Source organism: Rossellomorea yichunensis (genome assembly GCF_032337515.1).
Taxonomy (GTDB): Bacteria; Bacillota; Bacilli; order Bacillales; family Bacillaceae_B; genus Rossellomorea; species Rossellomorea yichunensis.
In genome coordinates this window covers 123,512-138,120 of the sequence record NZ_JAVYAD010000006.1, presented here as the reverse complement: position 1 = coordinate 138,120, position 14,609 = coordinate 123,512, and the positions used below count along the sequence as shown (strand labels likewise).

Here is a 14,609-nt window from a genome sequence, read left to right as displayed (position 1 = left end):
TCTTGGAAACAATTATTCTCTCAAAAGTATTTCTATATTATGGAAAGTTTTATTTCTGCACAACCGGGAAAAGAAGGAACAAGACATTAAATTAAAAGTGGAGGTAATGATTATGTATAAAGTTCAAACAGCTGAAAATGTAGTAGAAGCGAAAAGAGAAATAGAAATGTTTACAAGTGAAGGTTACTCTAAAGATGAAATCTATGTGTTCGCCCATGACAAACATCGTTCTGAACATATCACAGAAGCAACCCATACGGAATCCACCGGTATAAAAGAACAAGGAATCATTGAGTCCATGAGTAATTTATTCAACAGCCGCGGAGACGAATTACGTTCGAAAATGAAGTCAGTGGGGATGAATCAGGCAGAAGCAGATGTCTATGAAGAAGAACTCGATAAAGGAAAGCTTGTCATCGTCGCTTCCAAGGAAGCAACAAATAATGATGCGAAACCATTCTAAGTTTTAACGATTCATCCAATCCAAAAAGGCGTCGAGGATATCATTCCCGGCGTCTTTTTTTGTAAACAGCCATAGTCAAAAGAATTTGTATTTACCCGTCCGATATTATATTCTTTAGTCAGACTTTTACAATTATAAAGAGTTACTTTCTAAGGAGGAATGCAACTATGACATTGAAAAAAACCCTGACGATCGCTGGTTCCGATACAAGCGGTGGAGCCGGAATCCAAGCAGATCTTAAAACATTCCAGGAGCATGGCGTGCATGGCATGACGGCTCTTACAACGGTTGTTACGATGGATCCGAATAACCATTGGCACCACCAGGTTCATCCATTATCCATTGATACATTGGAATCACAACTGGAAACGGTTCTTTCTGTCGGAATCGATGCAATGAAAACAGGCATGCTCGGTACAGTTGAGATCATTGAGCTTGCAGCGAAGAAAATCGATGCTTTCGGTTTGGATAAAGTCGTCATCGACCCTGTAATGGTATGTAAGGGCGAAGATGAAGTATTAAACCCTGAAACAACGGATGCCATGAGAGAGCACTTGCTTAAGCGCGCTACCGTAGTGACTCCTAACCTGTTCGAAGCAGGTCAGCTTGCCGGGTCAGGTCCGATCAAAACCATTGATGAAATGAAGGTAGCCGCAAAGAAAATCCACGACCTTGGAGCGAAAAATGTTGTCATCAAGGGCGGAAAGCAATTACAACATGACAAAGCTCTTGATCTATTCTATGACGGAAACGAATTCACTCTACTTGAAGAAGAGAAAGTAGCAACGACTTATAACCACGGTGCCGGTTGTACATTCGCAGCAGCCATCACATCAAACCTTGCAAATGGACAAGACGTGAAAGAAGCTGTACAAAACGCGAAAACCTTCGTAACGGCAGCCATCAAACACGGATTCAAACTGAACGAATACGTAGGCCCGGTTATGCACGGGGCTTACAATCGTCTTGAAAAATAATTACCGGCTAGTGCCAGGCACGAAAGAATGATCTCGTGCCTGGCACTTTTTTTGAGGGACGGACCTTCCAAAAAGCACGCCCCTCCCCCAATCATACTTTTCGCATTCATTCATGAATTTTAGTAAGATAGTACATAATGGTTAAGAGTCTTTTCTGTATTTAAGGAGGAAAAAGAATGGAACCGATCAAGATTGCTGATGTGCAAGGGATCATTACCCAGCTTGCCCGTCAGGACGTTTATATACATTTAGAAACCACCAACGGAGCCTATGCATCTCACTTTAATGAGGGCTTCTTTTCAGCCGGAGCCTATATCCGCAACGCGAAAGTCAACTATGAGCACGGGAAGATCATCGGGGACGGACCTTACCGTGTCGGTTTGAAAATTGAAATCGGCTGGATATATGCTGAAGGACTGACTCATTATGAATTCGATGAACAAGGACGCTTGTTACTTGCAGGTCACGGCGGGGACGGGAAACTGGCCGTAGCCCTTGAAATCAGCCCGACACCTTTCAACTAAACAACTTGAATCTATATAAAAGGAGAGGTCAAAATGGAAAAAGAAAGACAAGTACTTGTCATCTTTCCCCACCCCGATGATGAAGCATTTGGTGTGTCAGGAACCATTTCCACCCACGTGAATAATGGAACGCCTGTTACCTACGCCTGCCTCACATTAGGGGAAATGGGAAGAAACTTAGGGAACCCACCCTTCGCAACCAGAGAGTCGCTTCCACTGATTCGTAAAAAAGAACTAAAAAAAGCGGCCGATGTTATGGGAATACAGGATTTACGCATGATGGGATACCGGGATAAAACCCTTGAATTTGAAAATGATGAAAAGCTATCCAACATGGTGACTGAGTTAATTGAAGAATTGAACCCTTCACTCATCATTACCTTCTATCCCGACTACTCCGTTCACCCGGATCACGAAGCAACAGCAAGAGCCGTCGTTCGTGCCGTTCGACGCCTTCCAAAAGCATCAAGACCGAAGCTCCACTGCCTTGCCTTCTCCAAGAATTGTGAGGAAGCGTTGGGACAGCCGGATATCCTTATTGATATCACACCAGTTAAAGATCAAAAAATCGATGCCATGAAGGCACATATCTCTCAAACAGCATGGATGCTCAAGGATTTAGAAAAAGGCATTCAGCAAAATGACCCTGAAGCATTAAAATGGGTGACTGTTGAGCGATTCTGGAGCTATCAATGGGAAAATGACACAGTGGAATAATGATTGTAATAAGAGTTTGGGCTTTGCTCAAGCTCTTTTTTTATTGTGCTCTTCTAAGGTATCGGTTTGTGAATAGAATAAATATAACCAATTAATGAGTGATTACTCACTTTACAATTCACCCGGCATACTTTATATTAATAGTGAGTAATCACTCATTACCTTCAGAAAGGTGTGATTCAATTGAATTCCATCATCCAATTGAACGGGCTGTCCAAGTCATTCGGCCCTCAAGAAGTGTTAAAAAACGTTTCTCTCAACATCCCAAAAGGCGATATCTATGGACTATTAGGCCCCTCTGGCTCGGGCAAAACGACATTGATCAAGCTTATGATCGGACTCGAAACCCCATCGACAGGGAGTGTAACCTTCAAAGGGAACAAGCTGAAAGCAAAAGATCTGTACCCGACCATCGGATATATGGCTCAATCAGACGCCCTATATGATGAGCTGACAGCAAAGGAAAATTTATCTTTCATGGCTTCTCTCTATGGATTAAAGAAACCGAAACGAAACGAACAAATTGAAAAAGTAATGACGACCGTAGATTTACTTGATCACCTTTATAAGCCTGTCCATCAATACTCAGGAGGAATGAAAAGGAGGCTTTCCCTTGCCATTGCCCTTCTGCATGACCCTGAAGTCTTATTTTTAGATGAACCGACTGTCGGGATCGACCCCGTTTTAAGAAAGGAAATATGGGATAGCTTTCACCGGCTTAAGGAAGAAGGCAGAACCCTTATCATTACAACCCATGTGATGGATGAGGCAGAAAGATGTGACCGGCTGGGCCTCCTGCAGCATGGCGAAATCATTTCAAGCGATACGCCTGATGCTATTAAAGAAACCTATGGGGTGACTTCGATTGAAGAAGTATTTTTGAAAAATGGGGGTGTTTCCATTGCGGATTAGAGGTTTTGTCATTCGGATTCTTCAACAGCTCCTCAGGGACAAACGAACATTGGCTTTGATGTTTTTAGCTCCATTATTGATACTCAGCATGCTGTCGCTCGTATTTAACTCTGATGATTACGATGCAAAGGTGGCGATTGTCGATCTGCCACAGCAACTGGAATCTAAATTCGATACGAAGGATTTTCAATCTTATGCGAGTCCAGATAAGGCCTTGAAAGACATTAAAGATGGTGAACTGGATGGCTATATATCATTCGAGGACTCTACTTCCCCTTCGATTGTCATCGAAGGAAGTGACCCCACTGTCAACGGGGCTGTAATGAAAAAAATTCAAACTTTGTTTCCCGCCGACTCTCAAAAGCTATCAGATCAGATTGAGTACGTGTACGGAAGCGGGGACATGGAGATGTTTGACTCCTTTGGACCAGTCCTTCTGGGCTTTTTCGTCTTCTTCTTTGTCTTTTTGATCAGCGGGGTATCTTTCCTGAGAGAGAGAACGACAGGCACACTTGAGAGGTTGCTTGCTTCCCCGATCAAGATTTGGGAAATGGTCGTAAGCTATGTCCTTGGTTTCGGTATCGTCACCCTCCTTCAAGCATCCTTGATTTCCTGGTATGCCATCTATGTTTTGGATATGATGATGGAAGGAAGCTTCTTCAATGTATTGATCATCATTGTTTCATTATCATTCACGGCCTTGACGCTTGGAATATTGCTATCGGCTTTTGCCAAGAATGAATTACAGATGATGCAGTTCATTCCGATTGTGGTCGTACCACAGATATTCTTTTCAGGATTATTCAATTTAGATACGATCTCTGAATGGCTGAGCTGGATCGGTCCAATCACCCCTCTATATTATGCTGCGGATGCTTTAAGAGATGTGATGATACGGGGATTTGCTCTTGAGGATTTGCTCTTTAACTTATCGGTATTGATTGGGTTTTCTCTACTCTTTATCGTTCTCAATGTTGCAGCCCTCAGAAAATACCGTAAAATATAGGTAAGTAATGAACGACAAGTTAGGGGTTTAAAGCATGACTGAAGAAAAGAATATATTTAAACAGCTATTTGATCAGGAAGAAACACTGACTGATAAGCAACAAAAAATCGTGGAGGCAGCCATTGAAATGTTTGCAGAAAAAGGCTACGCTTCCACCTCTACCAGTCAAATCGCAAAAAAAGCAGGTGTTGCAGAAGGAACCATCTTCCGGCATTACAAAACGAAGAAGGACCTGCTTCTTTCGATTGTATCCCCTACGATGGCCAAGCTGATCGCTCCATTTGTCATCCGGGATCTCAATAAAGTGCTCGATGCGAAATATGATCGGTATGAAGATTTCCTGAAAGCGATGATTTTGAATCGGCAGGAATTTTTGAAAGAGAACATGACGGCATTTAAGATTTTGATACAGGAAATCCCTTTTCATCCTGAGCTGAAGGAACAATTCAAAGAGCATATCGCTGAAAAAGTGATCGAGAAATTCGTGAGACTCGTCGATCATTATAAAGAAAAGGGGCAGATCATTGACCTGCCTTCGTACACTGTCGTACGATTTTCAGCAACGAGTATCTTCGGATTGTTGCTTGTCAGGTACCTCTTCCTTCCTGAAGCGGATTGGGATGATGAGAAGGAGATCGACATGACGGTGCAGATGATTGTGAATGGGATTGGTAAGGGATAAATGTGAAGAAAGGACTCCAAACGAGGGATTTGGGGTTCTTTTTTTTGCTGTAAAGTGACCATTGGGACTGAAAATGGATACTGGAAGCAGATTTTCATTCGTCTTGCTCATGCAATGAGGTTTTTATTTTCAATTTCACCCTGCTTATTTTCAAAACCTCGAATTTATTTTCAAAACCGACAGCCCACCTCATCTTCACCTGTTTTCTTCCTCCCCCAAACGGGTAAATCCTACTATACATCATAAGGAGGTAGAGAAATGAGTTTCCTTTTTCACGAAAGCACATTAAAAGACCAGCATATCCTCATCACAGGCGCGACAGGCGGGATCGGATTTGAAACGGCGAAAGTAGCCGTTCAGGCAGGCGCAAAGGTGACGATTACAGGAAGAAATGAAGAGAAGCTGAAGCAACTGAAAAATGAATGCCGGGACTCAGACAAGGTCTTCATATATATAGCAGATCTTACCATCACTGAAGATCGCGAAAAGCTTCTATCGGCGGCAAGAAAACAGCATGGTCCCATCACAGGTCTCGTGAACTCAGCCGGAATAGACGGCGGTGATATGGTCGAGAGTCTATCCGAGGAAGACCTGAGAAATATCATGGAGTTGGACTACTTCTCACTGGTTCAGCTCTCACAGGCAGTCTATAACCAAATGAAGGATAAGAAAAGTGGTTCCATCGTCAATATCTCTTCCCTGTCGGGTTTGAGAGGGACACATGGGAATAGCGCGTACAGTGCTTCCAAGTTTGCCGTAATCGGGTTTACACAAGCCTTTGCCCATGAAGCGATTGAAAACCACATACGAGTGAATGCCATTTGCCCTGGTTATGTAGATACTGATATGGGAAGAAGCGCAATAAAATCAAAAGGCGAACGTGAAGGCAGAAGTTATGAGGAGCAATTGGAGATCGCAAAGGATAGCATTCCTTCAGGAAGATTGACCTCCCCTCTTGAGGTCGCGAACACCATTGTCTATCTATTAAGTGATGCAGCCGAAAACATTGTCGGGGAATCGGTCAAAATTTCAGGGGGAAGCGTCATGCGCTGATCCATGGTTGAACAAAGAACGGGCAAGGATTTTCACCCTTGCCCCGGTTAACCCATTCTGGATTTCTAGCTGCCCTCTTGAATTTTCTTTTTGATCTCATCTATATATTTTTTCTTTTCTTTTTCATTGTTCAGCTGGTCACTGTTTTTATCTTGGAGGTATTTTTGAAGGGCCTTTTCAATCTCTTCATGTGAAGCGTCTTCCGCTATGACTCCGGTCTTCTTTAACATCTCGATGATCTTTTCATCGTTGGCCAGAACGTCTATCTTGTTTGCTGGCTGTTCGGTTTCTGAATCAGGTACATCCGAGTTGACTTCAGTAGAATCTTGATCGTTCCTCTGATCGTCTGCAGTACATCCATTCAGTAATAAGGGCACCAAAAGGAATGCGAACATCCATTTACCACTCACGTCATCACTTCCCTTTCATAGAGAATGAACCATTGTATACTATATTATATAAAATACCCTCTAACCCCTTTTTAAAATCAGAATTGCAGCTAATAAGGGATAAATAGGCAAAATTAGTGCATTCATCACTTACTTCAATCTGTAATATATGGTTTAATAGATAGTACTATGGAACGATATTAGTGAAGAGGGTTGTGGAAAGGGTCCCCTTCCACTTCTTTATAAAGTAAAGCTGAGAGATTTTTCTCCTCTTTTTTTTACTTTAAAATCGAACATACGTTCTATTGGTGGTGAAAAAAATGGATTCATTAGTCAGTGAATTTTATCGTCATTATCCTCATCTCAAACAGAATAAAGCCGTTGAGTCCTTTATCAGTCAATCGGATAACCAGAAGTTAGTCGAAAATTTTTTACGTCACCCCAGTGCATGTAGGGAAGAACGTTTAAACGAAGCTTTTAAAGCCCATTATTTTGATATCCGGTTTACCTCTTACGTCAGTTCATCCCTTTATTTTCACAGTGTGAACTTTGACAAACATACAAGAAAGTATAGCGAACGACACCCTCTGACCTTGGATAACCAGGCGGATGAAGATGGTGGATCGTATGTCGATCTTGTTCCAGATCCGGCATCGGATATTGCGCTTTTTACCAATTATTCGACTTTAATGGAATGCGTGGAGAACGAAGAACTCTTGCAGGCTTATAAAACGTTGACCGACAAACAGAAGCATATCCTGGATTTAGCCTATGTGCAGGAATTATCTGATACTGAAATCGCAAGAATGCTGAGCGTATCACAACAAGCGATCTCCAAAACCCATCGAAAAGCTTTACGCTTATTAAAATCCATTTTAGAAAAAGGAGAATCATAAACTATGGGAATTCTATACGATCTAGTCAAAGAAGCGAAGGGCAACTCGGAATATGAAACGAAGGTCATCCGGACGTTTGAACCGAAGATCAAGAAATCCTTGTATCTTACCCGGGTCGAAAATAGGGATGATCTCGAACAGGAGTTAAAGATCAAACTGATCCGGTATGTCCGGGATTACTCACTAGAAAAAGTACCAGGGTTATTTGATTTAAATGAACAATAAAGGTAGGACAAGTGCTCACAAACCTGTGGCGCTTGTCCTTTTTTTGTCTGTATTTCTTTTTAATAAATGTTTGATTGCAGGTTGTCTTTTTCCCTTAGAACTCTTCTTTATACAGTGTAAGGCAAACAACAAAGAGTGAGAGAGATTGGGATGGTCTTTCTTCCGCTTCATCCTTTTGCCTATCACCATATAAAGGGAGAGATGTTGAATGAATTGGACACGAACATTACGACAAGGTGATTCAGGAAGCGATGTATTGGAACTTCAAATCCGCGTTGCCGGCTGGGCGGCAAGTTCCCCTTCGAAAACCTATGTATCGGTGGATGGGGCATTCGGACCCGGAACGGAAGCAGCCGTCAAACGATTCCAAAGTGCGTACGGTCTTTCTGCTGATGGAATTGCAGGACCGCAAACCCATAACCTGTTGAATAGTCTAGAAGACAGCGATGGATCGACGGTCAACTTTGCATTCAGTGAATTCTATTCCAAGGACGGAAGCGGCTTCTCTGGAGGGAATACCGGCTCGACACAGGTAAGAGAGAATGTACGAAGACTGATGTACAAGCTCGAGGCCCTTCGAAAAAAACTGGGGAATCCACCCGTTGTCATTAATTCCGGATTCAGAAGCATCACACATAACCGAAATGTCGGCGGTGCCTCTAACAGTATGCATACGTACGGAATCGCAGCAGATGTAGATCCCTCAGGAAAGACACCGGCTCAAGTTGCGGAAGTTGCAAAAACATGCGGCTTCAGCGGGATAATTAAATATTCTACCTTCGTTCATAATGACAGCCGGGTCGAATACCCGTATGGTGCCGGGTCGTATTACTGGGCTTAAGAAGAAAAAGGGGGGAAAACATATGCCAATCATCGTACTTGATCCCGGCCACGGGGGAACAGACCCTGGCGCTATTGGAAACGGACTTCAGGAAAAGAATCTTACCCTGACGATCGGATTGAAGGTGAAGCAATTATTGGAGGCAAATTATATCGTTGATGTGCGTTTAACCAGAGAAACGGATGTCTTTATAGAGCTATTGGAGCGGGCTGATTTCGCCAATAACTTAGGAGCATCTTACTTCGTCTCCCTTCATCATAATGCAGGTGGAGGCACCGGATTTGAAAGCTTTATCTATCCCGGTACAAGCTCTTCGGAAACAGGAAGACGCCAGGACGTCCTGCACGGTGAAGTCATGAAGTTCCTCACTGGATTTGGATTAAGGGACCGAGGTCAAAAGGAAGCGAACTTCGCCGTATTGAGAGAAACGGCCATGCCTGCGATTTTACTTGAAAATCTCTTTATCGATAGTGTGAATGATACCAATCTCTTAAAAGACCCTACCTTCCTCACGGGAATTTCTAACGCAATAGCATCAGGCATCGGGAAGGCACTGAATCTCTAGCAGGCCAGCCTGCCTTATAAAGGAGGAGCACTAATGGATTATTCGGTTTTTGTTCAATTACTTGGTAATTTCGGATTTCCCATTGCCGTCACACTCTTTCTATTAGTGAAACTTGAGAAAAAGTTGGAACAGCTAGAACTCGCCATTCATGCTCTTTCAAAATCGTTTAATGATAATGGGAAATAGACGGATGGTATATGAATTGATTAAGATAATCGGGGGATGGGCTGCCATATTCCTGAGCTGCGTCAGCTTGACCCTCCTCTTGATGAACCATCAGCATTGGATCACTTTCACTTTTCTATCGCTAAGTATTGTTCTTTTTACCAGACTCCAACAAATAAATCGTTGAATCTAGTGATTACAACAAGCAATCTTCGCACCTCCTACATATATGATAGTAGGAGGTGATTTCTATTAAAAAAATCATTCTATTTTCAGATACCGGTATAGATGATGCTATTGCGCTGATCTATGCCTTGAAAGACCCAAACATCGAAGTCGTGGGTATTGTCAGTGGATTCGGTAATACAGACCGGAACAAAAGCTATAGGAATGCAACATATCTACTGAAATTAGCAGGCCAAAAAGGAATTCCCGTCATTGCGGGGAGCACCCGGCCACTTAATGGGGAGGAACCCGAGTTTTTCCCGGATATTCATGGTGTGGAAGGGCTTGGTCCCCTCTCCCCTCCAATTCCCGAAGAACGATATGGGAACAAAACCAATTTCAGTAAGCTGTTCCAACTGATCAAGAAGAATCCCGCGGAACTCACGATTGTTGGTGTGGGGAGGTGTACATCCCTTGCCATCGCCTGGCTCTTGAGCCCTGACGTCATGTCACTGGTGAAGGAAACCTATATCATGGGAGGGGCATTTTTTGTTCCAGGAAATGTAACAAAAGTAGCAGAGGCAAACTTTTATGGGGATGCAGTGGCAGCGGACATTGTGTGCAGAAATGCTCCGAACCTGACAGTGATCCCGCTGAATGTCACAAGGTTGGCCCTTATAACACCTGCTCAAGTGAATTTCATCCATTCCAGGGCAAAGACCCCATTGGATCAGATCATCAAACCCATCCTGGACTTTTATTACGAAGCGTATCAGCAGCTTGAGCCGGGCATAGCCGGGACTCCACAGCATGATCTCTCTGCCGTCATGGCTGCCGCAGCCATAGATGGGCTGTTCACCTATGAGAAAAGGGTAATCCGCGTACAACATGAAGAAAATTATGCAAATGGATTAAGCATCGCTGATTTCAGGCCGGGAAGTACAGACTGCTTTGGGACAGGATGTTCACGGATTGCCGTTGCCATCGATGAGGATGTATTTCTGTCAAATGTGTTGGATATTTTAACAAGATAAAACAAAAAACATGAAACCGAATACTCCATCGGTTTCATGTTTTTTATTTTTAAGAAGCGTATAGGACAATCCTGGATCAGGGAAGCATGAGTGTAAGGAGGCGATGTATCCATGAATACATTTGAAGTATTATCTCTGATGCTCAGCTTTGGGATGTTTGTGATCGCTATTCTGAAATATAAAGACAATGATGAGAATAAGAATTCATAAACACGCTCTTTAGCGTGTTATTTTTTTGCAAAAAACCCCTCCCCTAATACAGCGCTAAGGAAGGTATCCCAATCTTATTCTTCAATCGTCAATGAATTCAGATCCACCTCATACAATTTATCATCATTTTCCCGGGGGATCCCGCGTCCGTCTGTGTTATTCGATACAAAGTAAAGGGAGTCACCTTCCACAAGCACGTCCCGAATACGTCCAAATCCTGTCAGCAATTCCGATACTTTGCCGGTTTCAGGGTCGAATCGCTTCACACTTTGACCTGCGAGAGAAGCAAACACTAAATCTTCATTCCAAAAATCCGCTCCTGATGGGGCCCATGAAGGTTCCCCGGAGTGAGCGAGAGGAGAAATCAAAGACCCTTCCTTTTCATCCCCGGTAATCTTCGGCCATCCATAGTTGCTGCCGGCTTTGATACGGTTCACTTCATCAAATCCGTTCGGTCCGTGCTCTGTTTCATATAGCTCTCCAGCTTTGTTCCATGCAAGTCCCTGAGGATTACGATGACCGTAACTGTAAACGTAAGAATCCTTAAATGGGTTGTCTTTTGGGATTCCACCATCCAACTTCATCCGAAGAATTTTCCCGCCAAGAAAGGAGAGGTCCTGAGCCTTATCCTGTTGAGTGGCATCCCCTGCCGTGATGTAAAGTTTGTTATCCGGACCGATTTCCAGCCGGCCGCCGTGGTGGTATTGACCGCTTGGGATACGATCCAGCAATACTTTCTCCTCGCTCCATTGATTTTCCGTTCGTTTCAATACTACGACACGGTTATACGGGTCCCCTGAGTCATCATAGGTATAGTAGGCATACGCCTGCTGATTTGTTTTAAAATCAGGATGAAGCACAAATCCCAGTAACCCCGCTTCCGGCCGTTTGGATAATGGCATAGACAGATTGATTTTCACAACGGATTTCCTGCCATCCTTTATTTCAATGATATCCCCTGTCCTTTGGGTAAGGTAGAATACATCATCAAGCTTTTGAATCGACCAGGGAATGGAGAGGTTTTGTGCGATCACGCTGCTTTCGACACTCGGTTTACTGACGGATTCACTTTCTTCCTGTTGTTCATCTGGCTGTCCCATTGAGCAGGCACTAAGTAGTAAGCTAAGACCAATGACGAATAAGAACCAACTGCTTCTATTTCGGTTTCTCATTTTTTTCAAGCTCCCTTATTTACTTTTTTAACCAGTATGGACAACAGAGTACGTTCTCATGAGTTTGCCGTCTGTTGAAGAGCTTCCTGAATTGCTTTTGCGACACCGTCTTCACGGTTTGTTGCCGTGATGAATGGACAGAACTCTTTTATCTGATCCAGGGCATTCCCCATGGCAACAGGTCTTCCCACAGCCTTCATCATGGATAGGTCGTTAAGGTTATCTCCCATTGCCATGGCATTCTCTGCTGAAAGGCCTTTGTCGTTCAGAAGCTTCTGCAGAGCCACTCCTTTTTGTGCTTCAAGGCTATTCACTTCAATGTTTTCTTTACCCGACGAGCTAATGGCAATGCCTGTTATTTTATTCAATTTTTCATTCGCTTCTGTCAATTGCTTTTCATCAAAAGAGAAAACAAGGAATTTATAAACAAGCTGGGAAGCATCCTCGAACAGTACCCCGTAATCTTCCACTAATTTGATATGACCTTTATCAAATCGTTCCTTGGCTGCTTTTCTCACCTGCTCTTCTGATACTTCAGGGTTGGCTGTCGTGAAAATATCGACGATCAACTCAACGCCCATTTCATAATTTTCAGTGTATGTTCCCTGATCTGTATAGATTTCAAAGTAAATACCGGTTTCGTTTAAGACAGCTGCAATTTTTTTCGCTTGTGCTGATTCAATGCCTGCCTGATAGACGATTTCACCCTTTTTATTTCGAACCTCTGCCCCATTGGCACAAACGATATCACATGAGATGCCGGCCTCCTGTATGACATAGCGGGCTTCTTCATATGATCTCCCTGTTGCAACAACGACTTCTATTCCTTGCTGTTGCGCATCCAGGATAGCCTGTTTGTTGGCTTCGCTGATTTCCTGTTTTTCATTTAAAAGCGTTCCGTCCATATCCGTTGCGATACATGTAATCATAAGTAGACACCTTCCTGTTGTTAATGTTCATAATTTTACCCATTGTATCATGAAACATTTCCCGAGTTGTACTGAACCACCTCCTGCTTATGAATAACCCTGTAGATTTAGGGTATGAAAATATAGAAGACGTTCGTCTACTATGTCAGGAGGGGTATTCATGGGTAATCGTACATATTTGAACAAAGTGTTTTGGATTTCAGCTATTATTGTGTCCATCTTGGTTGTGTTTGGGGCTGCTTTTCCGAAACTTTTTGCTAAAGGGGCAAATGCAGCCTTTGGTTTCACTACCTATTCGTTTGGATGGTTTTATCTCGCTGCAGTGTTTTTCTTTGTATTATTTCTATTTTTTCTTATGGTAAGTAAATACGGGAAGATACGATTGGGAAAGGACGATGAACGACCGCAGTATCCTTTCTTCACCTGGATCGGCATGTTATTCTCAGCCGGGTTTGGAATCGGTCTTGTGTTCTGGGGGATTGCTGAACCGATGAGTCATTTCTTTGAAACCCCCATTCCGGGTGTAGAGCCGCAAACGGAGGAAGCTGCGCGCCTTGCAATGGGTTATTCCTTTTTCCACTGGGGCGTCAGTCAATGGTCTGTCTTTACGATTGTCGGATTGATTATTGCCTACTTTCAATTTAGAAAAGGGGAGAATGGTCTGATTTCCACTTCCCTGACTCCTATGATCGGCCAAGGTAAAAGGACGAAAGGGATTAAGAATACGATTGATATCCTGGCTGTCATCGCAACCGTCATGGGTGTAGCGACTTCACTGGGGTTAGGGATTCTCCAAATAAATGGAGGATTAAGTTCCGTATTCGGAGTGGGTAACAACACACTTTCTCAACTGTTGATTGTGTTCATTCTGCTTATCCTTTATTTAGCATCTTCCACAACTGGCCTCGATAAAGGGATTAAATGGCTCAGTAATGTAAATTTATCCTTGGCTCTTTTTTTGATGCTGTTTGTATTCATCGTCGGGCCGACTGTCTTTATATTAAACACGTTCACCCTTGGAATCGGTGACTATATTTCTAATTTCATCCGCTACAGCTTACGTCTGACTCCTTATCAGGGAGGGACATGGGTACAGGATTGGACGATTTTCTATTGGGCATGGGCAATCGCCTGGTCTCCATTCGTAGGTGCTTTTATCGCCAGGGTATCAAGAGGGAGAACGATAAGGGAATTTATCATAGGGGTCCTGGTGGTTCCTCCACTGATTGCCCTTATGTGGATTGCCGTCTTTGGTGGTACAGCTCTTCACCTCGATTTATTTAATGGTACCTCCATTGCTGAAGGGGTCAACAAAGATGTCACAAGTGCATTATTTTCTACTTATGGAGAACTTCCATTTACCATGATCCTGTCAGTCACCTCCATCTTATTGATCTTTACCTTTTTAATTACATCTGCTGATTCAGCGACCTATATTTTAAGCAGTATGACGACGGAGGGAAGCTTGAATCCTCCTATGATAGTAAAAATCGTCTGGGGGGTACTCATTGCTGCCATTGCCGCGGTTCTGCTGGTGTCCAGTGGACTGGAGGGCTTACAGACCGCCTCTCTTGTCTCCGCATTGCCATTCACTGTCATCCTTGTCTTGATGTGTGTGACGTTGTTTAGACTTCTACGTAAAGAAAAGAAGGGAACTTCCCGAACTGTAAGGAAATAAACCAAA

General features: G+C 43.2%; 19 protein-coding genes. 16 read left to right on the top strand and 3 right to left on the bottom strand.

Features of this window, described 5'->3' with window-relative positions; all coding sequences use genetic code 11:
- Positions 1–112 precede the first annotated feature (112 nt).
- The 8 genes from RSX31_RS16975 to RSX31_RS16940 all read left to right on the top strand — a co-directional run bounded on the left by RSX31_RS16975 (position 113) and on the right by RSX31_RS16940 (position 6,334).
- On the top strand, positions 113–463 hold the full coding sequence (locus RSX31_RS16975; protein ID WP_148970652.1) for a general stress protein: 351 nt from the start codon (positions 113–115) through the stop codon (positions 461–463).
- Positions 464–630: 167 nt separating this feature from the next.
- Positions 631–1,440: a pyridoxine/pyridoxal/pyridoxamine kinase gene (gene pdxK / locus RSX31_RS16970; RefSeq protein WP_315635272.1), complete on the top strand. Its 810-nt coding sequence runs from the start codon at positions 631–633 to the stop codon at positions 1,438–1,440.
- A gap of 176 nt (positions 1,441–1,616) precedes the next feature.
- The gene (locus RSX31_RS16965; RefSeq protein WP_148970650.1) at positions 1,617–1,964 is read left to right on the top strand and encodes a YojF family protein; all 348 of its coding nucleotides are present in this window, start codon (positions 1,617–1,619) and stop codon (positions 1,962–1,964) included.
- Between the two features lie 33 nt (positions 1,965–1,997).
- The gene (gene bshB2 / locus RSX31_RS16960; RefSeq protein ID WP_282138391.1) at positions 1,998–2,681 is read left to right on the top strand and encodes a bacillithiol biosynthesis deacetylase BshB2; all 684 of its coding nucleotides are present in this window, start codon (positions 1,998–2,000) and stop codon (positions 2,679–2,681) included.
- Between the two features lie 183 nt (positions 2,682–2,864).
- On the top strand, positions 2,865–3,593 hold the full coding sequence (locus RSX31_RS16955) for an ABC transporter ATP-binding protein (RefSeq protein ID WP_282138392.1): 729 nt from the start codon (positions 2,865–2,867) through the stop codon (positions 3,591–3,593).
- Positions 3,583–4,599, top strand: a complete 1,017-nt coding sequence (locus tag RSX31_RS16950; RefSeq protein ID WP_148970648.1) for an ABC transporter permease — start codon at positions 3,583–3,585, stop codon at positions 4,597–4,599. The genes RSX31_RS16955 and RSX31_RS16950 overlap by 11 nt, the downstream gene beginning before the upstream one ends.
- Before the next feature lie 34 nt (positions 4,600–4,633).
- Positions 4,634–5,281 (top strand): TetR/AcrR family transcriptional regulator, encoded by a 648-nt coding sequence (locus RSX31_RS16945; RefSeq protein ID WP_148970647.1) that lies wholly within the window; start codon positions 4,634–4,636, stop codon positions 5,279–5,281.
- A 258-nt stretch (positions 5,282–5,539) separates the two neighbouring features.
- Positions 5,540–6,334 carry an SDR family NAD(P)-dependent oxidoreductase gene (locus tag RSX31_RS16940; RefSeq protein ID WP_315635269.1) on the top strand — a complete coding sequence of 265 codons (795 nt, stop codon included), beginning with the start codon at positions 5,540–5,542 and terminating at the stop codon, positions 6,332–6,334.
- A gap of 65 nt (positions 6,335–6,399) precedes the next feature.
- On the opposite strand, the gene RSX31_RS16935 is transcribed toward RSX31_RS16940, so the two are convergent.
- Positions 6,400–6,744 (bottom strand): hypothetical protein, encoded by a 345-nt coding sequence (locus tag RSX31_RS16935; protein WP_315635268.1) that lies wholly within the window; start codon positions 6,742–6,744, stop codon positions 6,400–6,402.
- A gap of 299 nt (positions 6,745–7,043) precedes the next feature.
- On the opposite strand from RSX31_RS16935, the gene RSX31_RS16930 reads away from it, so the two are divergent.
- The 7 genes from RSX31_RS16930 to RSX31_RS16900 all read left to right on the top strand — a co-directional run bounded on the left by RSX31_RS16930 (position 7,044) and on the right by RSX31_RS16900 (position 10,824).
- The gene (locus RSX31_RS16930; protein ID WP_148996299.1) at positions 7,044–7,619 is read left to right on the top strand and encodes a sigma-70 family RNA polymerase sigma factor; all 576 of its coding nucleotides are present in this window, start codon (positions 7,044–7,046) and stop codon (positions 7,617–7,619) included.
- 3 nt (positions 7,620–7,622) lie between these two features.
- A complete protein-coding gene (locus tag RSX31_RS16925; protein ID WP_315635266.1) occupies positions 7,623–7,844 on the top strand; it encodes a hypothetical protein in 222 nt (73 codons plus the stop codon).
- 208 nt (positions 7,845–8,052) lie between these two features.
- Positions 8,053–8,685 (top strand): D-Ala-D-Ala carboxypeptidase family metallohydrolase, encoded by a 633-nt coding sequence (locus RSX31_RS16920; RefSeq protein ID WP_148970642.1) that lies wholly within the window; start codon positions 8,053–8,055, stop codon positions 8,683–8,685.
- Between the two features lie 22 nt (positions 8,686–8,707).
- Positions 8,708–9,250, top strand: coding sequence for an N-acetylmuramoyl-L-alanine amidase family protein (locus tag RSX31_RS16915; protein ID WP_315635265.1), 543 nt, complete (start codon positions 8,708–8,710; stop codon positions 9,248–9,250).
- A 33-nt stretch (positions 9,251–9,283) separates the two neighbouring features.
- Positions 9,284–9,436 carry a YvrJ family protein gene (locus RSX31_RS16910; RefSeq protein WP_148970640.1) on the top strand — a complete coding sequence of 51 codons (153 nt, stop codon included), beginning with the start codon at positions 9,284–9,286 and terminating at the stop codon, positions 9,434–9,436.
- A 221-nt stretch (positions 9,437–9,657) separates the two neighbouring features.
- Positions 9,658–10,614 (top strand): nucleoside hydrolase, encoded by a 957-nt coding sequence (locus tag RSX31_RS16905; RefSeq protein WP_315635264.1) that lies wholly within the window; start codon positions 9,658–9,660, stop codon positions 10,612–10,614.
- Between the two features lie 111 nt (positions 10,615–10,725).
- The gene (locus tag RSX31_RS16900; protein WP_220154059.1) at positions 10,726–10,824 is read left to right on the top strand and encodes a putative holin-like toxin; all 99 of its coding nucleotides are present in this window, start codon (positions 10,726–10,728) and stop codon (positions 10,822–10,824) included.
- A 74-nt stretch (positions 10,825–10,898) separates the two neighbouring features.
- On the opposite strand, the gene RSX31_RS16895 is transcribed toward RSX31_RS16900, so the two are convergent.
- Both RSX31_RS16895 and RSX31_RS16890 read right to left on the bottom strand, forming a co-directional pair.
- Positions 10,899–11,996, bottom strand: a complete 1,098-nt coding sequence (locus RSX31_RS16895) for a PQQ-dependent sugar dehydrogenase (protein ID WP_315635262.1) — start codon at positions 11,994–11,996, stop codon at positions 10,899–10,901.
- Positions 11,997–12,052: 56 nt separating this feature from the next.
- Positions 12,053–12,925: a Cof-type HAD-IIB family hydrolase gene (locus RSX31_RS16890; protein ID WP_148996296.1), complete on the bottom strand. Its 873-nt coding sequence runs from the start codon at positions 12,923–12,925 to the stop codon at positions 12,053–12,055.
- A gap of 160 nt (positions 12,926–13,085) precedes the next feature.
- Here RSX31_RS16890 and RSX31_RS16885 point away from each other — a divergent pair, with 160 nt between their 5' ends.
- Positions 13,086–14,603, top strand: a complete 1,518-nt coding sequence (locus RSX31_RS16885; protein ID WP_315635261.1) for a BCCT family transporter — start codon at positions 13,086–13,088, stop codon at positions 14,601–14,603.
- Positions 14,604–14,609 lie beyond the last annotated feature (6 nt).